The following is a 25,564-nucleotide window of genomic DNA, read 5'->3' as shown; positions in this document are numbered from 1 at the left end:
ATTGCGTCGTTTGATCTGCGTCCAGCGTGGCGTGAAATTTCCTTGTGTCGGTGGCTTGACAGGCCTAGCATGTGCCTACGTTCCGTCATCGGAGGACGCGCTATGCAAACGAATATTTTCATCGACGAAAAGCTCATGCAAGAAACGCTGCTGCTCACTGGACTAACATCTGAAAGCGAAGCCGTGGAGCTAGGGTTGCGTACTGTGGTGCGCCTCAAGCAACAGGAGAAAATACGTCAATTCCGAGGCAAGCTGGCCTGGGAGGGCGACCTTGACGCCATGCGGTCTGACAGATGATTCTGGTCGACTCCAGCGTCTGGATAGATTTTTTCCGAGGCAATTCGACACCGCAAACCGATGCGCTTGGCGCCATACTGGGGCACGAACCCTTGGCTACCGGCGACTTGATTTTAACGGAGGTGCTGCAGGGCTTCCGTTTAGACCGCGACTTTCACCAAGCGCACAGGCTGCTAACCTCACTGACTGTAGTGGACCTCGGCGGTCAGGCAATCGCGATACAGGCAGCACAGAATTTCCGTGCGCTGCGTTTATTCGGCGTCACAATACGCAAAACGATTGATACAATCATCGCTACCCGCTGTATCAAAGATGGCTACGCGCTGTTATACAGCGACAAGGATTTCGATCCCTTCGTCAATTATTTGGGACTTTGTTCGGCAATAACATTGCTTTCCTAATGTGCAAAATTTACATCATCTATCGATAATGCTGCCCATATCCAATATCCTGTGATTATACGGATCTTCGGTGAGCTCAATATAGTAGGCCCGAAGAAGTATTCTGCATAGCCAACAGAAAAATGCGATTTAACCCATTAATCAACCGGATGGTGGACGTGTTGCGCGCTGCAGTCGCCGGTTATCGCACACGTTGGAGTTAGCTCATGGCGACAATTACTGCAAATTTAGCGCTTCTGATTTCTCTTGCTGGCCGTGCGTTTAACATCTACTCCAATACCGCATTCTTAAAGGTGTTCGTGTTGAGGAAAAAGCTAGCGAAGTGCTGCGATTCACGTATGAGCTTCGAGGTAAGTCCGAAGATCTAAAAGCTGATCCACTTGGGTGGATGCCGGAACTTGATGAACATTCCTTCGAATCACAGTGGCTGTCTTTGAAGAAGAATGAAATTGGCCAATGCCGCTGACAAATAAGGTTAAGTCATATGCCTTTGATCACTGAAATCTCGCGTGCCTGGGGTCGTTACTGGCGGATCACGCCTGAAGAGGGTATGTGCGAAGTGGTTGCGGATGACAGAGCTTCGTTTGAGGTGCTGCTACGGGCCCAGGAGTTTCTCCACGACTGGTATATGTGCGAACTGGTAGAGGTGGCGCGTAAACATCTGGGCGAGCTCGCGCCTCCGAGAAAGTACTGCCTGAAAGTTCCGGGTTATCTTGGCGGAGCGTATGACATGCCAAATCTTGCGACCGCTCCAATTCACGAAATCATTGGCATGGCAGGTGATCTCGCCAGGCAAACATACGAACCGCCGTCTGCCCCACTTCTTTGCGACTGCTAACGATCTGCTGCCTGTTCTTGCCGCGATTGAGTCGCGCAGCAGCTTGCCTACACCCGCACCGGGCATGTTTATTCAAGCCATTTCGTTCTATGGAACCCGGCTGACCTGCTACCTCAGTTTAGTACGGTACTAAGCGTGAGTCTGCCAACTGGGAGGCGGGCATGAAAAAGCGATTCAAGTACGTGGCGAAGAAAAGCTGATGGGGCATTGATTAGCTCTCTAACCCGGATAACACTGTCCTGTGGCCAGTGCTTCCGATTCTGCTCCGTCACGAAGCCTGCAACGGGCTTTTGAAACTCAAATCAGGCGCCATTTTTGCCGCATCAAAGCGTTTTATGCTGGCGAAGAAGCGGCGCGTTTGCTTGATAGTGGAGTGCGCCTTACCATGCCGGCCCAGTCTCCTCGGGAATTCGATCTTATTCGTTGACGACGAAAGCTGCCGTTGAACTTTTTGGGATATCTCAGGTCTGACAAGCACACGTCCTGATGAGGAGTTTGGCGATGAGTACGGCATACGAAGAAGATGTGGCCGCCTGGGCGCAAGAGCAGGTCGCGCTGCTGCGCTCAGGCCAGTGGGCCTTGCTGGACATCGAGCATATCGCCGAAGAAATCGAAGATATGAACATCAGCCATCGCCATCAACTGGCGCACCGGATGGCGATCTTGATGGCCCATATGCTCAAATGGAAATATCAGCCTGAACGACGTGGCACGAGCTGGAAGAAAACCATGCGCGATCAGCGGGAGCGTATCGCCAGGCTGCTGGAAAAAATGCCCAGCTTGCGCCCTTTGCTGGACGATCCGGAATGGAATGCGGAGGTTTGGTCCGACGCGCTCAGCGCCGCGATTCTGCAGGCCGGCTTGACCGACCTGCCCAAGGCTTGCGAATGGAGCCTTGAGCAGGTGCTGGCGGAGGATTATTTTCCGTCGTAAGTCACGCGGAAGATGCGGCCGGCGTAGTCGTCGGACACCAGCAGCGAGCCATCGGCCTGCATCACCACATCGACCGGGCGGCCGACCACTTCATCGCCGCGCAGGAAGCCGTCGATGAACGAGGTGTCGCTGACCATCTTGTTGCCGTACAGCGTAATCAGATGCACGGTGTAGCCGCTCTTGGTGCTGCGGTTCCACGAGCCATGTTCCGCCACAAAGATGTTGTTGCGATAGATGTCGGGAAACTGCTTGCCGGTGTAGAAGGTCATGCCCAGCGGCGCCACGTGCGGCCCCAGCTTGGCGACCGGCGCTTCGAACTCGTCGCAGCTGCGGTTCTTGCCGAATTGCGGATCGGGCACCACGCCGCCATGGCAGTAGGGGAAGCCGAAGTGCTGGTTCGGCTTGGTCACCACATTCAGTTCGCAGGATGGCGTGTTGTCGCCCAGCTCGTCGCGGCCATTGTCGGTGAACCACAACTGCTTGGTCGACGGATGGAAGTCGAAGCCGACCGTGTTGCGCACGCCGCGCGCCACTTCCTCCAGCTGGCTGCCGTCCGGATTCATGCGGTAAATTTTGGCGCTGCGGGTGTCGTCGGTGTCGCAGATATTGCAGGGCGCGCCGACCGGGATGTACAGCTTGCCGTCCGGCCCGGCCCGCATCACTTTCTCACCATGCCATTTGTCGGTCGGCAGGCCGACCTTGACCACGTCATACGACGGCTTCTGCGCATAGCGCTTGTCGATATTGTCGAAGCGGATCACGCGGCTGATTTCGCCCACGTACAGGGCGCCGTTCAGCAGCGTCACGCCGATCGGATTTTCCAGCCCTTCGGCAACGGTGACCACGTCGGCCGACTGCTTGTCGGCGCGCGGCACTAGCGCATAAATCTTGCCGGCCTTGCGCGAGCCGACGTAGACGACGCCGCTGTCCGACACCACCATGCTGCGCGCGGTGGCGGCGCCTTCCGCATACACGCTGATGCGGAAGCCCTTCGGCAGCTTGAAGCCGCCGAGCAGATCATTGGCGGCGGCCGGCGCCGCCAGCTTCTTGTTGGCATTGGCCGCGATGTAATCGGCCAGCATGGCGATCTGCGCCGCGCTCAGCGTCGGCGACCAGGCCGGCATATTCTTGTCCGGCACGCCCTTGCTGATCACGTTGATGAGATTAGCCTTGGTCGGCGCGCCGTGAATCCAGGCGTGCTCGCCTAGCGTCGGGCCGACGGCGCCTTCCAGCTTGGCGCCATGGCAGACGGCGCAATTGGCTTGATAGAGTTTTTCGGCGGCAGCGACCGGCGCGGCGGCGTACGCGGAGAAGGAAATGAGCGCCATGCCGATGGCGGCGGCTTGCAGAGCGGTCTGGTACATCGCGATTGTCCCCTGGTGGTTTGATCGCGCCATTGTACCGCCAGAAAACAGGGAAAGCCGAGGCCGCTTCTGTCGCGCGGCCTCGGCAACGGCGGCGGGCGCCGCCGTGCGTGGCGTCAGCCGGCTGCGCGGGTGCGCAATTGCAGTGCCGGCGCGCGGCCTGGCGCCGGGCGCGCGCGTGGCGCGTCGAACGACGAGCGGCCGGTGGCCTTCACGCCGCCGTCCACCTGAAACACACTGACCAGCTCAGCCAGATGGGTCGACTGGCCTTGCAGCGCCTCGGCGGCTGCCGCAGCTTCTTCCACCAGCGCGGCGTTCTGCTGCGTCACGCCGTCCATTTCCATGATGGCCTGGTTGATCTGTTCGATGCCGGCTTCCTGCTCGCTGCTGGCGGCCGTAATCTGCTCCATGATCTCGCTGACATTGCGGATGCTGCGGACGATCTCTTCCATGGTCTTGCCGGCTTCATCGACCAGCATGCCGCCGTTGGCGATCTTTTCCACCGATTCGTTGATCAGGTGCTTGATGTCCTTGGCGGCGCTGGCCGAGCGTTGCGCCAGCGTGCGCACTTCCTGCGCCACGACCGCGAAGCCGCGGCCCTGTTCACCGGCACGCGCCGCTTCCACCGCCGCATTCAAGGCCAGGATATTGGTCTGGAACGCGATGCCGTCGATGACGGCGATGATGTCGACGATCTGGCGCGACGAGGCGCTGATCTCTTCCATGGTGGTCACCACGCCGCCGACCACTTCGCCGCCGCGCACGGCCACGCCGGAGGCGCTGGCCGCCAGCTGGTTGGCCTGGCGCGCAAACTCGGTGTTCTGCTTGACGGTCGCGGTCAGTTCTTCCATCGACGACGCGGTCTCTTCCAGCGAACCTGCCTGCTGCTCGGTGCGCGAGGACAGGTCCTGGTTGCCGCTGGCGATTTCATCGGCCGCGGTGGCGACCGAATCGGTGCTGCCGCGCACTTCGCTGACGATGGCCGCCAGGCGCTCGCGCATGGTGGCGATGCTGTACAGCAGGCTGGAACGGTCGCCGTCGGCCAGCGCCACGTGCACGGTCAGGTCGCCGCCGGCGATGCGGTCGGTGATGCCGGCCGCGTAGCCCGGCTCGCCGCCCAGCTGTTTCAGCAGCGAACGGCTGATCAGCCAGCCCAGCACCAGCGCCACCGCGATCGAAATGGTGCTCAGTACCACGATCATCCATGCCGAGCCGGCGCTGCGGTTGTGGATGGTGGCGCCGATTTCATCGATGACGGCCTTCTGGCGTTCCACCAGTGCGCCCATGCTGGCGACGTAGACATCGCCGGCAGGAATGAATTCCTTTTCGACGATCTGGTTGGCGTGCTCCAGGTTGCCGGCGGCTTTCTCGTCGAAGGCCTGCTTGCGCACGGCCTGGTAGATCTTGCGCTTTTCCTGGGCCGTGTCGAACAGGGTCTTGGCTTGCGGGTCGTCCAGCAGGTCGGCCACCTGGCTCTGGTAGCTGACGGCTACCTTGGACGTGGTGGCGATGCCATCCTCGAACATTTTCTGGGTAGCGGGATCGCTGGTCTTGGAGGCCGCCAGGGCGCGCTGCACGTTGGCTGCGACGATGGCTCTCCAGGCGCTGACCAGGCGCTCCGTTTTCAGGTGGCTGTCGAGCAGGGCGTCGGTGTCCCTGGCGGTCTGTCGGATACTCATCCAGCTGGCGATGGCGACAGCCAGCAGCAGGATCAAGGTGGCGCCAAAGCCGATGGCCAGCCTGTTGCCGACCTTCATTTCAGATAATTTCATAGTGCGTCCGAATTAGGTGCGTAGTAATAGTAGTATTTGTGAAGTATTGTTTCAAAAAAGAAACTTAAATTTCCTGGGGTCATTCTATCACCGAATAAAAAATGCTGCATGGCAACAGAGCGCTTATTACTTTTATTTACAAAGTCGCGGTGCTTGGGTAGGCTGCGGGCATGACCACCATCCTCGATTTCGACGTGCCGTTCAACGGTCACGTTCTTAAAGCCGACCATTACGTCGGCCGCGACAGCAACCGCATCCTGTACCTGCACGGGGCCGGTGCCAGCAGCCGCCACGGCCATCGACTGCTGCGTGGTGCATTGCAGCAGCGGGGGCAGGGCAGCGTCTGTTTCGACGCCATCGGCCACGGCGAGACCGGCGGCGCGCTGGCGCAATCGTCGGTAGCCAGCCGCACGCGGCAGGCGCAGGCGGTGCTGGCCGCGCATGGCATGGCGGCGCCGCTGGTGGTGTTCGGCGCCAGCATGGGCGCCTACAACGCCATCCAGTTGAGCGCGCGGCACCGGGTCGATGCGCTGGTGCTGATCGTGCCGGGCGTCTACACGCCGTCGGCCTACGAGGTGCCGTTCGGACCGGATTTTTCGGCCATCATCCGCCGTGAGCGCAGCTGGGCCGACAGCGATGCCTGGGAGATCCTGTCGCGCTTCGAGGGCCGGCTGCTGGTGATCCACGCCGAGCACGACGCCACCATCCCGCTGGAAATCTCCGAACGTCTGGTGGCGGCCGCCGCCCGCGCCGAATCGCGCCAGCTGCACATCGTGCGCGGCGCCGAGCACAACCGACTATGGTCGCTGCTGGCCGAAACGCCGGCCCACTTCGATGCGGCGGTGGAAATGGTGATGCAAACAGTGGTAGGTGGCGGAAGGCAGTAGGAGTCGAACTTACGAGGGAGCGGCTGACGCCCCCCACCGGGTTTGAAGCCCGGCCCCATCACCGGATGAGTGTGCCTTCCGTGGTCTGATTATGCGCCGCTGTAGGCCCAGGCGGCGTTCGGTCGTATCAGGTGGATATTGCCAATGCGGCGAGTATAGCCGACGCGGTCGAAGAACTCCAATACCTGAATCGCCCGCTTGCGTCCCAGTCCGGTGGCGTCGCGGAACGACGCCGCCTGCACCTCGGGCAGCGTGGCCACCAGCCGCGCCAGTTCGTCCAGCCGCTGCGGATGGTAAAACAAATCCTTCACCACCTGGCTCAGCTCACCGGTCTTGGACAGCTTGAGCAGCAGGCGCCGCACTTCGGTCTCCTGCATGCCATGCTCGCGCGCCAGCTCGCGCACCCACGGCGGATCGAAGGCGCCCGCCAGCAAGGACGCCAGCAACGGCGCCACCTGCGCCTGTTCTGCGGCGCTCAGTTCCACGCTATGCGCCGGCAAGTGCAGGCTGCGGCCGCGCTGCTTGATCGCGCCGCTGGCAAGCAGCGTGTCGATCAGGCGGCTCCACAGGCGGTCTTCCATCTCCGGCGAGACGATGCGCTTCAGGCGCCACAGCTCCGGCCCCGCATCGTCCGGCGCGCGCGCGTGGAATGCTTCCAGTGCGGCCAGGATGCGCGCCTGCAGCGCCTCCACCTCGGCCGCTGCAATCAGCAACTGGTCGCCGCCTTGCAGGCCGACTTCCACCGTGCCTGGCGGCGCGGCGATCTGCTCGGCCGGCAGTTGCGACAGCCGTACCAGCGTCGACACGCGCAGGCCCAGCGGCCCGCGCGCCAGCAGCGCGCCGATATCGCCGCTGCCGATGTAGTCGGCCAGCGCATCCAGCCAGGCGACGCGCACCGCGCTGCGCCGCTTGCGCGCCGGCCCGAACGGATCGAGCACCACGCCGCCGCCGATGGTGGCGGTGGCCTGCGCATTGCGGATCACGAAGCGGTCGCCCGGCACCGCATGCACCGGCGCATCGAGCACCAGCTGCACGCGTCCCGTGCGTCCCGGCGTCAGCACTTCGTCATCGAGCATCACCACATTGGCGGTGTGGTGCGCCGCGCCCAGGTGCACGTGCACCGGCGACCAGGGCTTGAGCGTCAGGCCGCAGTCCGGCGTCAGCGTCAGCTGCACGTCCACCCGTTCGGAACAGGCGGACAGCGCCGGCGCCACCACCCACGTGCCGCGCGCGATTTCGTCCTTGCTGACGCCGCCCAGGTTCAGGGCCAGGCGCTGTCCGGCGCGGCCGACGTCGGCCGAGCGGTTCTGCGCGTGGATGCTGCGCACGCGCGCCTCCTGGCCGCCGGGCGCCATCTGCAGGATGTCGCCCACGCGCACGCTGCCCGCCAGCGCGGTGCCGGTGACGATGGTGCCCTGGCCGGATAGCGTGAACACGCGGTCCACGCCGAGCCGGAACAGGCGCCGTTCGTCGTTGGCCGGCAGCGTGGCGGCGATCTGCGCCAGATGGCGCAGCAGCGCCTTGACGCCGATATCGCCTTCGATGGTGGCGTTGGTGCGGAAGATCTGCGCGCCGGCGAAATCGGTGCTCGACAACAGGGCGTTGATCTCGCCCTCCAGCTGTTCCAGGCGGCTGCTGTCGGCGCGGTCGATCTTGGTCAGCGCCACCGCGCCGCGTTGTACGCCCAGCAGCCGCAGGATCGCCAGGTGCTCCAGCGTCTGCGGCATGATGCCGTCGTCGGCGGCGATCACCAGCAGCGCGGCGTCGATGCCGGTGACGCCGGCCGCCATGGTGCGGATGAATTTTTCGTGGCCCGGTACATCGATCACGCCCAGGATGTCGCCGCCTTCCAGCGGCGCATAGGCGTAACCGAGTTCGATCGAAATGCCGCGCGCCTTCTCTTCCTTCAGACGATCGGTGTCGACGCCGGTGAGGGCGCGCGTCAGCGTGGTCTTGCCGTGGTCAATGTGTCCTGCGGTGCCGACGATCATGCTGCAAGCAGGGACAGTTGTTCGATGAAGTGCTGCTGCTGGTGGTCCTGCAGGCAGCGCAGGTCGAGCCACAGCGCATCCTGCGCCACGCGGCCGATGACCGGCAACGGCAGGGCGCGCAGGCGCTGTTCCAGCACGCCCAGCGCGTTGCTGATGCGGCCCGCCGCAGCGGGGCGCACCACCAGGCCGTGGCTGTGCAACTGGTCGACCGGCAGCGCGCCGCTGCCGATCTGGCTCATCATCGCTTCGTCGGTGACGACGTAGCCGGCGCCCAGCGCGGCCTGCAGCTGCGGCAGGATGGCCTGCGCCTGCACGCGCATGTCGGCGGCAGGGCGGGTCAGCAGCTTGAGGGTGGTCAGGCGCTCCGGCAGCAGGTCCGGCGCGCGGTACAGCGCGAGCACCGGCTCCAGCGCGGCCAGGGTCAGTTTGCCGACGCGCAGTGCGCGCTTCAGCGGATTCTTCTTGATCTGCGCGATCAGATCCTTGCGGCCGACGATGATGCCGCACTGCGGACCGCCCAGCAGCTTGTCGCCGCTGAAGGTCACCAGGTCGGCTCCACCTTCGATGGTTTCGCGCACCGTGGTTTCATGCGGCAGGCCATACTGCTCAAGGTCGACCAGCGTGCCACTGCCCAGGTCCACCGCCAGCGGGATGTTGTGCTTCTTCGCCAGCGGCGCCAGTTCATCGAGCTCGATGCTCTTGGTGAAGCCGGTGATGGCGTAATTGCTGGTGTGGACCTTCATCATCAGCGCGGTCTGCGCACCGGCCGCTTCGTCGTAGTCCTTCAGGTGCGTGCGATTGGTGGCGCCCACTTCGCGCAGCACGGCGCCGGCGCGCGTCATCACGTCCGGAATGCGGAAGGCGCCGCCGATTTCCACCAGCTCGCCGCGCGAGACGATCACCTCTTTGCCCAGCGCCACGGTGTTCAGCATCAGCAGCACGGCGGCGGCGTTGTTGTTGACGATGGTGGCCGCTTCGGCGCCGGTCAGTTCCAGCAGCAGTTCTTCGATCAGGTTGTCGCGGTCGCCGCGCTTGCCGGTGTCGATGTCCCATTCCAGGTTCATCGGCCAGCGCATCGCATCCACCACCGCCTGCACGGCGTCGTCGGGCAGCAACGCGCGGCCAAGGTTGGTGTGCAGCACGGTGCCGGTCAGGTTGAACACGGGACGCAGCGGCGAGGTGTTCTGCTCGCGCAGCCGCGTGGCCAGCATTGCCAGCAGCGACGGAATGCCGGTGTCCGGCGCCGGCGCGGCAGCCGCCACCTCGCCGCCTTCGCGCGCGGCCAGCAGCATGGCGCGCAGCTCGGCCAGCAGCGCGCGCGCCGCATCCAGCGTCTGCACGCGGCCATACTCGGCGATCAGCGCCTCGCAGCCGGCGTCCGACAGGATCAGATGCACGGCTGGCAGGCGGATGCCGCCGGTGACAACAGGTTCGTTCATTCGGCGTTAAACCACAGCAGGGGATTGCCGCTGGCGCGGGCGTAGCCGGCTTCGCCGACCAGCAGGTCCAGCGCCAGGCTGGCCAGATCGTCGGCCAGCGGCTCGACGTGGTAGTCGTGCTCCTGGTTGAAGATCTTGCGGTAGGTATGGCATTCGTCGCAGGTTTCGGCGCGCGCCACCTTGCTTGGATCGTTGGCCTTGTTCACCGGCTCGGTCGGTTCCGGCATGCCGCCTTCCGGCTCGATGCTCTGGTAGGCGATCTTCGAGGTGCTCTCGCAGGTGGTGCACTTGACGCGCACCATGTGCCATTCGCTGGCGCAGCAGGCGCATTGCAGGTAGCGATAGCCCTGCGACTGTCCGCCGATGCGGATCACGCTGGCCACCGGATGCGAACCGCAGACGGGGCACAGGGTGTTGGTCACCAACGGCTGCACGCGCTGCGCATCGAGCTGGCTGGCGCGCTTGGTCCACATCACTTGCAAGGCGGCAGCCACGAACGGCGCGTGCAGCGGATGCACGCCTTCCGTCAGTTCGGCCAGCACGGCGTCGGCGCAGCCTTCGAGTTGCGCGCTGTCGAGCGCGCGCAGCTCGGCCAGCACGGTGGCGAGCTGCGGCTGGCTTGCTGCAAGCGGGTCCAGTTGGTCGAGGATGGCGTCGAATACGCGGCGCCACGCAGCCGGGCGCTGGCCGCTGACCGGCAGCGGCGGCATGTGGTGATCGATGGCCAGCTCGATGCCGGCGGCGTCGGGCAGGGCGTAAGTGTCGGCGGGCAGCGAGGTGGCCACGGCTGCCTGCGCATCGACCAGGGCGGCCATCATCTTCAGGTAGCCGCTCAGCGTTTCGCCGACCGGAATGCCCTTGATTTGATTATCTGCCAACTGGCGGAGGCGCGTGGCGCGCGCGGAAAACAGACTGCGTGCTTCCGGGAGCAGCAGGCGCGGTATGGCGGTGTGATCGAGCGACTCGATTTCGCCAGGTTGTAGCAAGCGTTGTACCAAAAAAAATCTCCCGTGTTGCCGGCAGCAGAAGGGCTGCCGGCTCAGGGAGTATTTTAATCCCAAATCGGGATGGTCGCAGGCTGGATGCGATTAATCGCGGTTTTTACGGACCACTTCCTCGAACCAGCGCGGATGGTGCTTGCGCGCCCAGCCGTAGGTGACGGTGCCGCGTATCATGGCGCCGATCGAACCCTTGACCCAGAACGCCGCGTAGATGTGCACGACGATCGAGCAGATCAGCACAAACGCGCTGAAGGCGTGCAGCAAGGCCGCCAGCCGCACGATCTCGATCGGGAAGTAGAACGCGAAGTAGGCGCGCCAGATCACGATGCCCGACAACAGCAGGCCGCACATGGAGGCGATCAGCACGAAGAACAGCATCTTCTGGCCGGCGTTGTACATGCCGATCTTCGGAAGCTTGTCTTCGCGGTTGTTGAGCACATCGCCCATCTGCTTCATCCACTGCTTGTCGGCCGCGTCGATGTGGTTGTGGTGCCAGAAACGCAGCACCAGCACCGCAAACGAGACGAACATCACCAGCCCGATGAAGGGATGGAGGATGCGCGTCCATTGGCCGCCGCCGAGGAACATGGCCATCCACGCCATCGCCGGATGGAACATGGCGAGGCCGGACACCGCCAGCAGAATGAAGCAGATGGCGGTGATCCAGTGGTTGCTGCGCTCGTTGGGCGTGTAACGCTGGATCAGCGGGTTGCCGTCCTTGTCGCGGTTGGGGTGGCTCATGGTGCTTCCTCCCTGATACGTTTAGCTTCCTCGACCGCTTCGGCTTCCTCTTCCTTGCTCACTTCGTTCGGACCGATGCGCGAGTAGTGGAAGAAGCCTGCCAGCGCGGTGAGGGCGATGCCCGCCAGTGCCAGCGGCTTGGTCAGGCCTTTCCACAGGCCGACCGTGGCGCTGATGCTCGGGTCTTTTTTCAGACCGTTGTACAGCGTGGGCTGGTCCGCGTGGTGCAGCACGTACATCACGTGGGTGCCGCCCACGCCGGCCGGGTCGTACAGGCCGGCGTGTTCGAAGCCACGCGATTTCAGGTCCTCGATGCGCTCCTCGGCGTGGTGCTTCATGTCCTCCTTGGTGCCAAAGTTGATGGCGCCGGTAGGGCAGGTCTTGACGCACGCAGGTTCCTGGCCGACGGCCACGCGGTCCGAGCACAGCGTGCACTTGTAGGCGCGGCTGTCCTGCTTGGAAATGCGCGGCACGTCGAACGGGCAGCCGGCGACGCAGTAACCGCAGCCTATGCAGTTCTCCTGGTGGAAATCCACAATGCCGTTGGTGTACTGCACGATGGCGCCCGGCGAAGGGCAGGCCTTCAGGCAGCCCGGATCTTCGCAGTGCATGCAGCCGTCCTTGCGGATCAGCCACTCCAGGTCGCCCTTGGTGTTCTCGTATTCCGAGAACCGCATCACGGTCCAGGATTGCGCGGTCAGGTCGATCGGGTTGTCGTAGACGCCGGTGGTTTCGCCCACCTCGTCGCGCAGATCGTTCCATTCCATGCACGCCGTCTGGCAAGCCTTGCAGCCGATGCACTTGGAAACGTCGATCAGCTTGGCGACGGTGCCGGTCACCGGCGTACGCGCCACCGGTGGCTGCACCGTCGTGGCCGACAGGCGCTTGATATCAAGTGATTGTAATGACATATGTTTTCTCCCTCGGCCTTAGACTTTTTCCACTTTCACCAGGAACGACTTCGATTCCGGTGTCTGGGAATTGCCGTCGCCAACCGTCGGCGTCAGCGTGTTGACCAGGTAGCCTGGTTTGGTAAGCCCTTTGAAGCCGAAGTTGATCGGCAGGCCGACGTGGTGCATCGGTTTGCCGTCAATGGTCAATTGCTTGATACGCTTGGTCACCACCGCCTTGGCGATGATGTAGCCGCGGCCCGACGACACCTTGACGCGGTCGCCGTGCACCACGCCGATTTCCTTGCCCAGCGCTTCGCCGATTTCGACGAACTGCTCGGGCTGGATGATGGCGTTCAGGCGCGCATGCTTGGTCCAGTAGTGGAAGTGCTCCGTCAGACGGTAGCTGGTTGCTGCATGCGGGAACTGCTCCTTCTTGCCCAGCTTTTTGCGGTCGTTCGGGAACATGCGGCCGGCCGGGTTGTTGAACGCTTTCGGGTTGTTCGGGTGCAGCGGGTTGTGCCCGATCGGCGACTCGAACGGCTCGTAGTGCTCGGGGAACGGACCTTCGGCCATGGCGTCACGCGAGAAGAAGCGTGCCACGCCTTCGGCCAGCATGATGAACGGACCCATGCCGTTTTCCGGCGGTTCGTCGGCCTTGTAGTCCGGCACGTCGGCGCCGCCCCACGAGGTGCCATTCCAGGCGATCAGCTTGCGGGTTGGGTCCCACGGCTTGCCCTTCATGTCGGTCGAGGCGCGGTTGTACAGCACGCGGCGGTTGGCCGGCCAGGCCCAGGCCCAGTTCAGCGTGTTGCCGATGCCGGTCGGGTCGCTGTTGTCGCGGCGGCCCATCTGGTTGCCGGCGGCGGTCCAGGAACCGGCGAAGATCCAGCAGCCGCACGCGGTGCTGCCGTCGTCCTTGAGTTGGGCGAAGCCTGCCAGCTGCTCGTTCTTCTTCAGGATGACCTTGGTCGGATCTTTCGGATCGGTGATTTCCTTCAGCGCCTTGCCGTTGAATTCCATCGCCAGCTCTTCCGGCGTCGGCGAGTTCGGATTGGCATAGTTCCAGGTCAGGTTCAGGATCGGATCCGGGAACTTGCCGCCGTCTTTCTGGTACGCCTTCTTCATGCGCAGGAACAGCGCCGACATGATGTCCAGGTCGCTCTTCGCCTGGCCTGGCGGCTCGGCGCCTTGCCAGTGCCACTGCAGCACGCGCGACGACGACACCAGCGAGCCGCGCTCTTCCGCGAAACAGGAGGTCGGCAGGCTGAACACCTCGGTCTGGATCTGCGTCGGATCGACCTTGTGGAAGTCGCCGTGCGGTTTCCAGAACTCGGAGGTCTCGGTCTGCAGCGGATCCATGATGGCCAGCCACTTCAGCTTCGACAGCGAGTCGGTGATCTTCTGCTTGTCCGGGCCGGAGGCCAGGATGTTGAAGCCCTGGCAGATGTAGCCGGTCATCTTACCCTGATTCATCAGCTCGAAAGCCTGCATCATGTCGTAAGGTTTATCCAGCTTCGGCAGGTAGTCGAAGGCGTAGTTGTTTTCCTCGGTGGCGGCGTCGCCCCACCAGGCCTTCATGAAGGAGACCAGGAATTTCTTCGAGTTGCTGTAGTAGCTCAGCTGGTTCGGACGCAGCGGTTTCAGCGCGCGCTTGGCAACATAGGCGTCCCAATCCTGCTCGGCCTCGCCTGGCAGGGTCAGGTAACCCGGCAGCATATTGGTCAGCAGGCCCAGGTCGGTCAGACCCTGGATGTTGGAGTGGCCGCGCAGCGCGTTCATGCCGCCGCCGGCGATGCCCATATTGCCCAGCAACAGCTGCACCATGGCGCCGGTGCGCAGGGTTTCCGCGCCGGTCGAGTGCTGGGTCCAGCCCAGGGCGTACAGGATGGTCGCGGCACGGCCCGGCACGGCGGTCGAGGCCAGGGCTTCAGCCACCAGGTGGAATTTCTCCGGCGGCACGCCGCAGGCTTTCTCCACCATTTCCGGCGTGTAGCGCGCGTAGTGCTTCTTCATCAGCTGGTACACGCAGCGCGGGTGTTCCAGAGTCGGGTCGACCTTGGCATAGCCGTCTTCGCCCATCTCGTAGTTCCAGCTGCTCTTGTCCGTGTACTTGTTGGCCTTGTCGTCCCAGCCCGAATACAGGCCGTCGTTGAAGGCGAAATCTTCGCGCACGATGAACGGCATGTCCGTGTAGTTGCGGACGTACTCGTGCTGAATCTTGTCGTTGGTGAGCAGGTAGTTGATGATACCGCCCAGGAACACGATATCCGCGCCGGTACGGGTAGGGACGTAATGGTCCGCCACCGAGGCCGTTCGGGTAAAGCGTGGATCGACCACGATCAGCTTGGCGCCGCGATGCGCCTTGGCTTCCGTGACCCATTTAAACCCGCAAGGGTGTGCTTCTGCTGCGTTGCCGCCCATGACCAGGATGACATCAGCATTCTTGATGTCTACCCAGTGATTCGTCATCGCACCACGTCCAAATGTCGAGGCAAGACCTGCCACCGTTGGACCGTGTCAAACACGTGCTTGGTTGTCGAATGGGAGCATGCCGGTGGCACGCATCGTTTTATGGGTTAAGTAGCCGACTTCATTGCTGGCTGCCGAAGCGGCCAGGAAACCGGTAGTGGTCCAGCGGTTGACGGTTTTGCCGTCTGCAGTTTTTTCGACGAAATTGGCGTCGCGATCGTCCTTCATCAGCTTGGCGATGCGGTTCAGCGCGTCATCCCACGAGATCGGGCTCCAGTCGCTCGCACCCGGCGCGCGGTATTGCGGCGCCAGCAGGCGGCTCGGCGAGTGGATGAAGTCGATCAGCGAAGCGCCTTTCGGGCACAGCGTGCCGCGGTTGACCGGGTGGTCGGCGTCGCCTTCAATGTGGATGATGCTGGCCGCGGCGTTTTTGGCGCCATCGCCCAGGCCGTACATCAAAATGCCGCAACCGACGGAGCAGTACGGGCAAGTGTTGCGGGTTTCGGTACTGCGCGCCAGCTTGTACTGCCGGACTTCGGCCAAGGCCGTTGCCGGCGCAAAGCCGAGTAGCGCAATGCTCGAACCCGCGATGGTCGCACCAGTTACCCGAAGGAACTGGCGTCTCGACATCTGGTTCATGGAAATACCTCTCTAATTGTCTGATGACCTTTCCAGTTTACCATCTCCGCCAAGATGACCGCGAGTGCTGTTTTGTATTAATTGTTGCTTTGTGACCAGAATCGCCTTTTGGTATGGACTGCTTTATAACTTTGGTGCTATTTATAACAACGTTTAAGCTGTTTGTAGTCGTAGAAATGGCTGTCGGGCGCGATGCGGGCGGCGTTGCAGGCCGGCTTGAAGTCGGCTTCGCGCTCGTTGTAGAGCATGCGCACCAGCGTGCGGCCGGCGGCGTTCTGGTACATATCCCACTGAATATTGGCCGCCATCGGCGCCACCTGGGCGCCGCGCCAGGGGCTGTTCTGGTAACTGTAGGTCGCTGCGCGCGGCAGCTGTTCGGACATGCCGGGCAAGGCCAGGGCGCTGGCGAACGGGATCACGATTTCGGCGTGGCTGAAGCGCAGCTTGGCTGCATGGGCGCGGTTGCCGGCCGCGATGGCGTCGGCTTCGGCGAAGAAGTCGTCGACCAGCGCGGCGGCCATGCGCCAGGTGACGTCGCCGTTGTCGGCGATGCCGGGGCCTTTTTCGTAGAAGGCGACAGCGTCTTCCGCCTCGGCGTAGACGTGCGCCTGCTCGGGCAGGATGTACTGCGTGAAGTCGGCCTTGAGTTCGGTCTGCATGTCGGCGGCGGCGGAGTACAGGTCGTACAGCGCGAGCGCGGCGTCGGTGACGCTGGCGATGCTGGTGTCGCCGTCGCCGGTCAGCGTGTTGGTGAATTTGCCGTCGGCGCTGGTGTAGCTGCGCTCACCGGCGTTGCTGGCGCTGCGCTGGCCTGCATCCAGCGCGGCGATGAACGCCGGCGCGAACAGGCGCGCCAGCGTGGCCTGGGCGGCGGCCTTGAGCTGTGGCTGCGCGTGGATGGCCGCTGCGCGCGCTTTCAGCTCGTCGCTTTTCACCCAGCGCTGGTAGGCCAGGCTGGACTCGGTGACCAGCGTGTCCTGCCTGGCGCTCAGCTTGTGGAAGTAGAGCGTTGAACGGTCGATGCCGGCGTCGATCAGCGGCTTCAGGTCCGGCTGCTGCTGCACCAGCGCGCGCGCAAAGAAGTAGCCACTGTCGACGGCGCGGTCCTTGCCCGAAGTGACGACGACGATGCGCCGCGCCGCCGCCGTGCGGAACAGCTCCGGCAGGCGCGCGCGCAGGCGCTGCGCCAGTTCGGTGTGTTCCGTGATGCCCTGCATGGTCTCGTTGCCGTAGCCGGCCTTGCTGATGCCGTCGACGCCGTAGCCGAGCAGCGCGTTCGCCTGCATCATCTGTTCGATGTCCGGGCCCAGCGCGCGGCCGAGCGGCGTCAGGGCATCCTCTTTGGCGGCCAGCTGCCACAGCTTGTACAGCGCCAGATCCGTCTTGAAGCTGCTCAGTCCACGCGAGCCATGGCGGGCCAGCATCTGCGTGTAGACCGCCTTGAAGCCGGCGGGCGCCGCCTCGTAGCTGGCGCTGGACTGCTGCGGCGCATACGGCGTTTTGGTCGAATAAAACTGCTCGCCGTAAGCATGCGACAACAGCAGGGACAGCGCGGCGCCGGCCGCAAGACGGAGTGGTTTCATACCTTAGAAGTCTACGCGAACATTCACGCTGGCGGTACGTGGCGCGCCGATGTTCAGGTAGTTCTCCTGATAGTAGGTCCAGTATTTGCGGTTGGCGATGTTGGAGATATTCGCACGCACGCTGATCATCTTGCCGAAGTAGCGGTGACGATAGTTGAAGCCCGCGTCAAACAGCGTGTAGGCCGGCAGCGTGTTCACATTGGCCGCATCCATCGGCAGCTCGCCCAGGTACTGCGAACCGACGTGCAGCGCCAGGCCTGGCAGGACTTCGCGCCAGGTGGCCTGCACCGAAGCCTGGCGGCGTGGCGCACCGACGGCGCGCTTGCCGCTGTAGCCAGGCGCCGCGTCTTCCAGCGTCGCGTCCAGCAGCATGATGCCGCCTTCGATCGAGACATTCCTGGTTGCCTGCACCACGGTGTTGAACTCAACGCCCTGGTATTTGCTCTGGCCGTCCGACACGTACACGTTGGACGCATTGGTGTACTGCGCGCCGCGCTCGATGTGGAACAGGGCGGCGGTGGCGTTCCACCAGCTGCGCTCCGTCTTCACGCCGACTTCCGACTGCTTGCTCTTGATCGGTGCGAAAGTCTGGTTGGCGTTGACGGTGGTGCTCGGCGCGGATGCGGCCTGCTCCAGCGCCTCGACGTAGCTAGCGTACAGCGTGGTGTCGGCGGCCGGCTTGAACATCAGCGCCACGGTCGGCGTGGTTTTCTCGGCCGGATAGCTGGCGGTCACCACGCCCTTGGTCGAGTAGGCGTTGTCGGTGAACTGCGTGTAGCGCGCGCCGGCCAGCAGCGACCAGGCGTCGTTGAGCTTCAGCGTGTCGCTGGCGAAGACCGCTTCCTGGCGCGTGGTTTCGTCGCGGTAGGTGCCGCCGCTGTAGTTGACGCTGGCCGCGCTGATGATGCTTGGCGCCGACAGGTTGCCGGTGCCGACGTAGGTCTTCGGCGTGACCACCGACGACGTCGATACCAGGTTCTGCGACATCACGCCGACGATCACTTCGTTGCCCAGGCCGGCGATATCGAACTTGCCGTTGACGGTCGCCTGCACCTGGTCGAAGTGGTAGCCGTGCAGCTCGGAGGTGATGCGGTCGCGGTAATCGCCGGCGTTGCTGGTCAGGTAGTACTGGTCCTTCTTGTACACGCGGGTGGAGTCCGAGGTGCGGTAGGAAGCGTTGGCCACCCAGTCGTTCGCCAGGCGGTACTCGACGCCGGTGGTGGCCAGCGTGTATTCGACGTCGCTGCCGGCGCCGATGCTATTCAGCTTGGTGTCGCCGTCGAGCGGCGCAGGCACTTTGTAGACCGTCGGGCCAGGCGAAATGATGATGTCGGTGCCGCCGACGCTGCGGCGGCGCTGGTAAATCGCGTCGTAGGTCAGGGCCAGATCCCTGGTCACGCGCCATTCCAGATTCAGGCCGGCGGCGTTGCGCTTGATCGAGCCGCTTTCCTGTTTCAGGTCGCCGTCTTCGTGCAGCAGGTTCAGGCGATAACCGAAGTCGCCTTCCTCGCCGAGGCGGCCGCCCATGTCGATGTGTTCCTTGATCGCGCCGCCTTCCTGATAGCCCATCGCTGCGCTGAAGCTCTTGTCGGTGGTCGGGCGCTTGGTGACGTAGTTGACGATGCCGCCCGGCGAACCAAAGCCGTACATATAGCCGGTCAGGCCCTTCATGGCTTCCACGCTTTCGAACATCTCCAGCGGCATCTCGGTGCCGCGGTTGATGTTGGCCAGGCCGTTGACCTTGTAGCCGTTCAGGTCATCGAGGCGCAGGCCGCGCATCTGGATGGTGGCAGGGTGGGTGGAGATGGGTGGCGAGATGGCGGTGACCGATGCGTCGTACTTCAGGACTTCGGAAATGCTGGTGGCCAGGCGGTCTTCGATTTCGTCGCTGGAGACGGCCTTGGTGGAGAAGGGCGTATCCAATTCCGACTTGCGGCCCAGGGCGCCGCTGCTGACGCTGTCACCGAGTTTTTTCTTTTCGACCGTGGCCTTGACTTCAACCGTGGAAAGCGCGCCACCGATGTCCTCCGCCATGGCGGAGATGTGGAAAGCGCACAGGCCGGCGGCGGCCAGGGCCAGTTGAATACGGGATGGAGCGAAAGGATTTTTCGAGGACATGAGAACCTGAAGTAGTTAGCGGGGTATAAAGCCCGCCATCCTATCGGTCCCATATTACGTGCGTATGACTTCACCCTCAAACGAAAGGGTCCGACCCCGTACGGGGTCGGACCCTGGCCGCAGCGAAGTGCGGGTTTCGCGGGTACCGCGAATTACACTACAAAAGCGCTTCGATATCCGCCAACGATGGAGGGGATGCTCCCACCCCGAGACAAGCCGCCGCACCAGCCGCCACCGAGAACTGCAGATGCTGCAACGGCGCCGCATCGGCGCGATGCATCATGCTCCACGCCAGCGCGGCGATGCTGGCGTCGCCCGCGCCCACGGTGTCGATCACCTTGATCTTCGGCGCCGCCAGCGACCACGATTCGTCGCCGATGTGCAGCGACGCGCCGGCGCCGCCCTTGGTGTACAAATACGTCGCCGCCGGATTCCAGCCGCGCAGCGTAGAGAAAGCGCTTTCGATATCCTTGGTCCGGAACAGACCTTCCAGATCCTCTTCCGACACCTTCACCACATCCGCCAGCGCCGTCATGCGGCGCAGCGTGGCGTCGTAGCGCTCGTCCATCAGCAAACGGTAGTTCGGGTCATAGCTGATCCGCACACCTTCCTGCTTGAGCTGCTCGGCCAGCGCCACCAGCTTGCCCGCCAGCGGCTCGCGCGCCAGACTGATGCCGCCGAAGTGCACCCATTTGCACTGCGCGCGCCAGCCATCCGGCAGTTGCGCCGCATCGAACTGCAGATCCGCGCTGTTATCGCCAACGAAGAAATACGCCGGCGGATCGGTGCGGTGCACGATCGCCAGCAGCGGCGAATTGTCATAGCGCTGCAGGAAGCGCAGATCCAGGCGCGCGACTTCGCTCGCCTGCCACAGCGCATCGCCGAATACATCGCGGCTGATGGCGCCCGCGAACGCGGTCGGCACATCCAGCTTCGCCATCGCCCGCGCCACGTTCCACGTCGAGCCGCCCACCTTGCTCAGCCAATGCTCCTGCGCGCCGTCCTGCACCACCATATCGGTGAGCGCTTCGCCCGCCGCTACAAATAAAGGAAACATCTCAATCCTTCTTCAATACGTTAAGCACTTCGTAGCAGGCGCCCATGGTGTGGTAGTCCGTCTTGCCGGCCGGGCTTTTCTCGTCGGTCAGCTTGCTGTTGTCCGCGCCGAGGATGCGATACCACGCACCGTACTGATGATCGACGAAATGCTCCCAGCTGTACGCCCAGATCTTGTCGTACCAGGTCCAGTAGCGCGCCTCGCCGGTGCGCGATGCCAGCAACGCGGCGGTGGCCAGGCTCTCGGCCTGCACCCAGAAGTATTTGAGGTCGTCGCAGATGCTGCCGTCCGGTGCGAAGCCGTAGTAGATGCCGCCGTGTTCATGGTCCCAGGCCTTGGCCAGCGCGGCGTCGAACAGTTCCACCGCGCGCGGCAGCAGCCAGCGCGGATTGAGCGACAGCTGCGCGCCGTGGCGCTCCAGCAGCAGCAACAGCTTGGCCCATTCGGTCAGGTGGCCGGGCTGGTAGCCCCACGGACGGAAGATGTTGGTCTTGTCGTTGCGGTTGTACTCCGAGTCCACCGACCAGTCGTCATGGTAGTGTTCCCACACCATGTTGTCGGCCAGCGCGGCCTGGCGGATGGTGATGTTGTGCGCCAGCGTTTCGGCGCGCAGCAGGTAGGCGCGCTCGCCGGTTGCCTCGAAGGCGGCGATCAGCGCTTCGCAGGCATGCATATTGGCGTTCTGGCCGCGATAGCTGTCCACGCGCGACCAGTCGGCGCTTGCTTCGTCGGCGTACAGGCCGTGCTGCGGTTCCCAGAAGCGTTTCTCCATCAGCGCGAAGGTCTCGCCGATCCATTCGGCGGCCTGGGTCTCACCGGCCATCAGCGCGTGGCTGTAGGCCAGCAGTACGAAGGCCAGGCCGTAGCAGTGGTTGGTGCCGTCGAGCACACGGCGCACGCCGTCTTTCCATTCCAGCTCCCACGCGTAGCCGTTGGTGTGCGGATCGCGGTGCGCCTCGCGCAGGAAGGACAGCGCATGGCGCAGACGCTGACGGTCTTCCACGTCGCCGAACTGCCGCCATGCCATCGCATAGTTGAAGACAAAGCGCGTGCTGCTGACCAGATGGCGGGTGTGCGCATCGTAGACCGTGCCGTCGTCTTTGTAGAAGTGATACAGGCCGCCGCTCGGGTCGATGCAGCGCTTGTCGTAAAACTGCTTGGTATGGCGGATGTGGTTCAGCAGGGTGGTGCGGGATCGGAAATCAGGGGCCATCATCAGGTCCGTTTGAAAGTTACCAGGTTTTTCGGTCGCCAGCCGTCCGTCACGGTGCTGGCGCGTATGATTAATTCGACCGGTGAGACCTTCTCCACCGGCTCGTCGTGCGGGCCGTTGAGCAGCATATCCACGCCCAGCGCACCCAATGCTTTTTTATCGATGCGCAGCGTCGTCAGCGGGCGGTGGCCCAGCACGGCGGTCGAGATGTCGTCGAAGCCGACGATCGCGATGTCGTGCGGAACTTTCAGTCCCCTGGCGATGCAGCAGCGCATGGCCACCAGGGCCGCGCTGTCGTTGTAGCAGAACACCGCGTCCGGCGGATGCGGCAGGTCCAGCAGCTGTTCCATCGCTTCCCATGCGCCGGTTTCCAGGTCGACGCCGTCCGGCAGGCCGGCCTCCAGCCGTGGATCGGCCAGGATGCCTTCCTCGAACAGCGCCTGGCGGTAGCCGCGCGCGCGTTCACGAATGGAGTAGTGGGCCAGCGGACCGGAAATGAAGCCCACGCGGGTGCGGCCGGTGTCGATCAGATGTTTGGTGGCCATGTAGCCGCCCATCATATTGTCCGGATTGACGGAACTGTAGCCGCGCAGCTTCATGTCGATCAGCACCAGCTGCTTGCCGGTCGAGCGCAGGGCGCTCAGGGTTTCCGGTTCGAAGAAGCCGGCGCAGACTATGCCGTCCGGCGCGTGCATGCGGATCTGGTCGATCAGGCCATCAGCCGGCCCCACCGCCATGAACGACAGCACGATACCCTGCTTGCGGCAGGCTTCCTCCGCGCCGTGCAGCACCGGCGAGTAGAACGGGCTGCTGGAAGCGGTATTGTGCTGGCGGTGCAGCAGGAAGGTCAGGCGGCGCAGGCGCTTCTGACGCAGCTTGCAAAAATCGTAACCCAGACCGCGTGCCGTTTCCAGCACCATCTGGCGGGTTGCTTCGGTCAGGCCAGGTTCATTTTTCAGTGCGCGTGAAATCGTTCCCGCCGATACGCCAGCGACCCGGGCGATATCCCTGATCGTGATGTTGGTGCCCATTGTTGGTGTCTCCTCCGGTGTGAATGAAGTCTTGCATAAGCGTCTATTGACGGTCAAATGACACATCAAATTTCGATTGGAGTTTAGCGTAATTTACTAAACACGCCGCCGCTGAGCGATCCGGATGCCGCAGGCGCCGTGTCGCACCGCTTTCGGCTTGTTTAGTGAAGATTGCTAAACTCGGGCCAAAAAACGCTTGTTGTTTGACCCTGTGGCAGCCGGCATGCAGAATTATTAAGATAAAAACCATACGAGGAGACATCGATGGAACACGTTGCACCCGCAACTTTGCGCCCGCACGAGCATACGGCAAGCGGCAATACCGTCCCGCTGATCATCATTACCCTGTTGTTCTTCATGTGGGGATTGCTTACGTCGCTAAACGACGTGTTGATTCCGCATCTTAAATCGATTTATACGCTCAATTATGTGCAGGCCATGCTGGTGCAGTTCTGCTTCTTCGGCGCCTACTTCATCGTGTCGCTGCCGGCCGGGATGCTGATCCGCCGCATCGGCTACCAGCGCGGCGCGGTGAGTGGCCTGGTGCTGGCCGCCGCCGGCTGCGCGCTGTTCTTCCCGGCGTCGACCAGCGGCTATGCACTGTTCCTGCTGGCGTTCTTCGTGCTGGCCAGCGGCATCACCATCCTGCAGGTGGCGGCCAATCCGTATGTAACGGTGCTTGGCGCGCCGGCCACCGCGTCCAGCCGCCTGACGCTGACGCAGGCGTTCAATTCGCTGGGCACGACGATTGCGCCGGCGCTGGGCGGTTTCCTGATCCTGTCCGAAGGCGCGCCGGCCATCGCCGGCCTGGTACGCAGCAAGGCCGAGGAAGCCGCGGCGGTGCAGGGGCCATACCTGGCATTGGCCGCCGCGCTGCTGGCGCTGGCCGTGCTGTTCGCGATCGTGCGCCTGCCTAAGATCAGCCACACCGAGGACGACGGCGTGGTGTCGTCGGTCGAAACCAGCGTGCTGGCGCATCGCCACCTGCTGCTGGGCGCCATCGGCATCTTCCTGTACGTGGGCGGTGAAGTCAGCATCGGCAGCTTCCTGATCAACTTCCTGGGCGAGGCGAATGTCGCCAGCCTGCCGGCCAGTTCGGCCGCGCACTATGTCAGCTACTACTGGGGCGGCGCCATGGTCGGCCGCTTCATCGGCTTTGTCGTCATGCGCTACGTCAGCCCTGGCAAGGCGCTGGCGTTCAACTCGTCCGCTTCCATCATCCTGATCCTGCTGGCGATCTTCGGCAGCGGCAAGCTGGCCATGTGGTCGATCATCGCGGTGGGCCTGTTCAACTCCATCATGTTCCCGACCATCTTCAGCATGGCGCTGCACAAGCTGGGCAAACAGACCGGCCAGGGTTCCGGCATCCTGTGCATGGCGATCGTGGGCGGCGCGCTGGTGCCGTTCGCACAGGGCCTGCTGGCGGACACCATCGGCCTGCAATGGTCGTTCTTCGTGCCGGCCGCCTGCTACACTTTCATCCTCTACTTCGGCGTCAAATACGCAGGCATGTACAGGAGCGGAACGTGAAACAACTCTACAAATTCTGCGCCGCCGCTTTGATGATCGGCGCCTGCGGCATGGTGGAGGCGGCGCCCGCCGCCGGTGGCGATTTCGTCACCGTCAAGAAAACGCATTTCGCCCGCAAGGGACAGGCTTACTACATCGCCGGCGCCAACTTCTGGTACGGCGGTTACCTGGGCGCGGCCAGTGGCGTGGGCGAGCGCGCGCGTCTGCTGAAAGAGCTGGATAACATGAAGGCCATCGGCATCAACAATCTGCGTGTGCTGGCGGTGTCCGAGAAGACGGAGATGAATAGCGCCGTCAGCCCGGCCACCACCAGCGCGCCTGGCCAGTACGATGAAAACCTGCTCGTCGGCCTGGACTTCCTGATGGCGGAAGTGGCCAAGCGCGACATGACGGTGGTGCTTTACCTGAACAACTTCTGGCAGTGGTCGGGCGGCATGACGCAGTACCTGAACTGGTTCGAAGGCACGCCGGCGCTGGACCCGAACGTGACCAAGGACTACGACACCTATATGCAGAAGACGGCGGGCTTCTACCGCAACGCTGCGGCGCAGGCGGAGTATCGCAACGTCATCGCCAAGATCGTCAGGCGCGTCAACACCATCACCGGCAAGCCGTACACCGAGGATACGCACATCCTGTCGTGGCAGCTGGCCAACGAGCCGCGTCCGGGCAACGGCAAGGCGACGGCGGAGGAGAAGGCGGTCTACGTCAAGTGGGTTGATGAGGTGGCGGGCTACATTCATGGCCTGGACAAGAACCATCTGGTCAGCAGCGGCAGCGAAGGTCTGGCTGGTTCGGCGCAGGATGCGCAGCTGTACCTGGACGCGCATCGCACCAGGAATATCGATTACCTGACCTATCATTTGTGGCCGAAGAACTGGAGCTGGTTCGATTCCAACAATCCAACCGGCACCTGGGATAACGCCATTGCCAAGAGCCGCGATTATCTGAACTCGCATATCGAGCTGGCTGCGAAGCTGGGCAAGCCGATTGTGCTGGAGGAGTTTGGACTGGATCGCGATGGGCCGTCGTTCAGCATCAAGGCTACGACCAGGATTCGCGATCGCTTTTATCGGGAGGTGTTTGAGATCATCGCTACGCGCGCGCAGAAGGGTGATCCGATTGCCGGCTTTAATTTCTGGGCGTGGGGCGGCGCCGGGCGTGCTGCCAATCCGGATTACTGGTGGAAGCCGGGGAATGACTTTGTCGGCGATCCGCCGCAGGAAGAGCAGGGACTGTATTCGGTGTTTGACTCCGATGTGACTTCGCTGCTGCTGATTAAGGAGTATGCGGATCGTCTGCATGCGATCAGGCGGTGATGTGAAACCCGCACATCGCTGCGACCAGGGTCTGACCCCGTGCGGGGG

At 63.1% G+C, this 25,564-nt stretch carries 20 protein-coding genes and 1 tRNA gene; 7 read left to right on the top strand and 14 right to left on the bottom strand.

Annotated features, from left to right (window positions below; translation table 11 throughout):
- The first annotated feature begins 102 nt into the window (after positions 1-102).
- From GJ698_RS24155 to GJ698_RS24140, 4 genes are all read left to right on the top strand, one after another.
- Positions 103-297 carry a type II toxin-antitoxin system VapB family antitoxin gene (locus GJ698_RS24155; RefSeq protein ID WP_154360415.1) on the top strand — a complete coding sequence of 65 codons (195 nt, stop codon included), beginning with the start codon at positions 103-105 and terminating at the stop codon, positions 295-297.
- Positions 294-698, top strand: coding sequence for a type II toxin-antitoxin system VapC family toxin (vapC, locus tag GJ698_RS24150; protein WP_154360414.1), 405 nt, complete (start codon positions 294-296; stop codon positions 696-698). The genes GJ698_RS24155 and vapC overlap by 4 nt, the downstream gene beginning before the upstream one ends.
- Before the next feature lie 484 nt (positions 699-1,182).
- Complete coding sequence (locus GJ698_RS24145; protein ID WP_154360413.1) at positions 1,183-1,536, top strand: T6SS immunity protein Tdi1 domain-containing protein; 354 nt, start codon at positions 1,183-1,185, stop codon at positions 1,534-1,536.
- Positions 1,537-2,037: 501 nt separating this feature from the next.
- Entirely contained in the window at positions 2,038-2,469 is a 432-nt protein-coding gene (locus GJ698_RS24140; protein WP_154360412.1) for a DUF29 domain-containing protein, read from the top strand.
- On the opposite strand, the gene GJ698_RS24135 is transcribed toward GJ698_RS24140, so the two are convergent.
- Positions 2,454-3,833 carry a c-type cytochrome gene (locus GJ698_RS24135; protein ID WP_229260147.1) on the bottom strand — a complete coding sequence of 460 codons (1,380 nt, stop codon included), beginning with the start codon at positions 3,831-3,833 and terminating at the stop codon, positions 2,454-2,456. The genes GJ698_RS24140 and GJ698_RS24135 overlap by 16 nt on opposite strands.
- Positions 3,834-3,949: 116 nt before the next feature.
- Entirely contained in the window at positions 3,950-5,605 is a 1,656-nt protein-coding gene (locus GJ698_RS31300) for a methyl-accepting chemotaxis protein (RefSeq protein WP_154360411.1), read from the bottom strand.
- A 170-nt stretch (positions 5,606-5,775) separates the two neighbouring features.
- On the opposite strand from GJ698_RS31300, the gene GJ698_RS24125 reads away from it, so the two are divergent.
- Positions 5,776-6,492: an alpha/beta fold hydrolase gene (locus GJ698_RS24125; RefSeq protein ID WP_154360410.1), complete on the top strand. Its 717-nt coding sequence runs from the start codon at positions 5,776-5,778 to the stop codon at positions 6,490-6,492.
- Here the strand turns inward: GJ698_RS24125 and GJ698_RS24120 are convergent.
- The 12 genes from GJ698_RS24120 to GJ698_RS24065 form a co-directional block, all read right to left on the bottom strand.
- Positions 6,477-6,572, bottom strand: a tRNA-Sec gene (locus GJ698_RS24120). The genes GJ698_RS24125 and GJ698_RS24120 overlap by 16 nt on opposite strands.
- Positions 6,573-6,581: 9 nt before the next feature.
- A complete protein-coding gene (gene selB / locus GJ698_RS24115; RefSeq protein ID WP_154360409.1) occupies positions 6,582-8,483 on the bottom strand; it encodes a selenocysteine-specific translation elongation factor in 1,902 nt (633 codons plus the stop codon).
- A complete protein-coding gene (gene selA, locus GJ698_RS24110; RefSeq protein ID WP_154360408.1) occupies positions 8,480-9,922 on the bottom strand; it encodes an L-seryl-tRNA(Sec) selenium transferase in 1,443 nt (480 codons plus the stop codon). The genes selB and selA overlap by 4 nt, the downstream gene beginning before the upstream one ends.
- Positions 9,919-10,920 (bottom strand): formate dehydrogenase accessory protein FdhE, encoded by a 1,002-nt coding sequence (gene fdhE / locus GJ698_RS24105; protein ID WP_154360407.1) that lies wholly within the window; start codon positions 10,918-10,920, stop codon positions 9,919-9,921. Before fdhE ends, selA begins: the two co-directional genes overlap by 4 nt.
- A 90-nt stretch (positions 10,921-11,010) precedes the next feature.
- The gene (locus GJ698_RS24100; RefSeq protein ID WP_154360406.1) at positions 11,011-11,664 is read right to left on the bottom strand and encodes a formate dehydrogenase subunit gamma; all 654 of its coding nucleotides are present in this window, start codon (positions 11,662-11,664) and stop codon (positions 11,011-11,013) included.
- Positions 11,661-12,575 carry a formate dehydrogenase subunit beta gene (gene fdxH / locus GJ698_RS24095; protein WP_154360405.1) on the bottom strand — a complete coding sequence of 305 codons (915 nt, stop codon included), beginning with the start codon at positions 12,573-12,575 and terminating at the stop codon, positions 11,661-11,663. The genes GJ698_RS24100 and fdxH overlap by 4 nt, the downstream gene beginning before the upstream one ends.
- An 18-nt stretch (positions 12,576-12,593) precedes the next feature.
- A complete protein-coding gene (fdnG, locus tag GJ698_RS24090; RefSeq protein ID WP_154360404.1) occupies positions 12,594-15,665 on the bottom strand; it encodes a formate dehydrogenase-N subunit alpha in 3,072 nt (1,023 codons plus the stop codon).
- 137 nt (positions 15,666-15,802) lie between these two features.
- Positions 15,803-17,248 (bottom strand): histidine-type phosphatase, encoded by a 1,446-nt coding sequence (locus tag GJ698_RS24085; RefSeq protein WP_154360403.1) that lies wholly within the window; start codon positions 17,246-17,248, stop codon positions 15,803-15,805.
- Between the two features lie 3 nt (positions 17,249-17,251).
- Complete coding sequence (locus GJ698_RS24080) at positions 17,252-19,366, bottom strand: TonB-dependent siderophore receptor (RefSeq protein ID WP_154360402.1); 2,115 nt, start codon at positions 19,364-19,366, stop codon at positions 17,252-17,254.
- Between the two features lie 157 nt (positions 19,367-19,523).
- The gene (locus GJ698_RS24075) at positions 19,524-20,423 is read right to left on the bottom strand and encodes a carbohydrate kinase family protein (protein WP_154360401.1); all 900 of its coding nucleotides are present in this window, start codon (positions 20,421-20,423) and stop codon (positions 19,524-19,526) included.
- Between the two features lies 1 nt (position 20,424).
- Entirely contained in the window at positions 20,425-21,636 is a 1,212-nt protein-coding gene (locus tag GJ698_RS24070) for an AGE family epimerase/isomerase (protein ID WP_154360437.1), read from the bottom strand.
- A 2-nt stretch (positions 21,637-21,638) separates the two neighbouring features.
- On the bottom strand, positions 21,639-22,667 hold the full coding sequence (locus GJ698_RS24065) for a LacI family DNA-binding transcriptional regulator (RefSeq protein WP_154360400.1): 1,029 nt from the start codon (positions 22,665-22,667) through the stop codon (positions 21,639-21,641).
- Between the two features lie 264 nt (positions 22,668-22,931).
- Here GJ698_RS24065 and GJ698_RS24060 point away from each other — a divergent pair, with 264 nt between their 5' ends.
- Positions 22,932-24,197 (top strand): sugar MFS transporter, encoded by a 1,266-nt coding sequence (locus tag GJ698_RS24060; protein ID WP_154360399.1) that lies wholly within the window; start codon positions 22,932-22,934, stop codon positions 24,195-24,197.
- The gene (locus GJ698_RS24055; protein ID WP_371865429.1) at positions 24,194-25,516 is read left to right on the top strand and encodes a glycoside hydrolase 5 family protein; all 1,323 of its coding nucleotides are present in this window, start codon (positions 24,194-24,196) and stop codon (positions 25,514-25,516) included. Before GJ698_RS24060 ends, GJ698_RS24055 begins: the two co-directional genes overlap by 4 nt.
- Positions 25,517-25,564 lie beyond the last annotated feature (48 nt).

The sequence above is a fragment of the Duganella aquatilis genome (genome assembly GCF_009674565.1).
Lineage (GTDB): Bacteria > Pseudomonadota > Gammaproteobacteria > Burkholderiales > Burkholderiaceae_D > Rugamonas > Rugamonas aquatilis.
The sequence above is the reverse complement of the archived record's forward strand: the minus strand, read 5'-3'. Positions and strand labels throughout refer to the sequence as shown.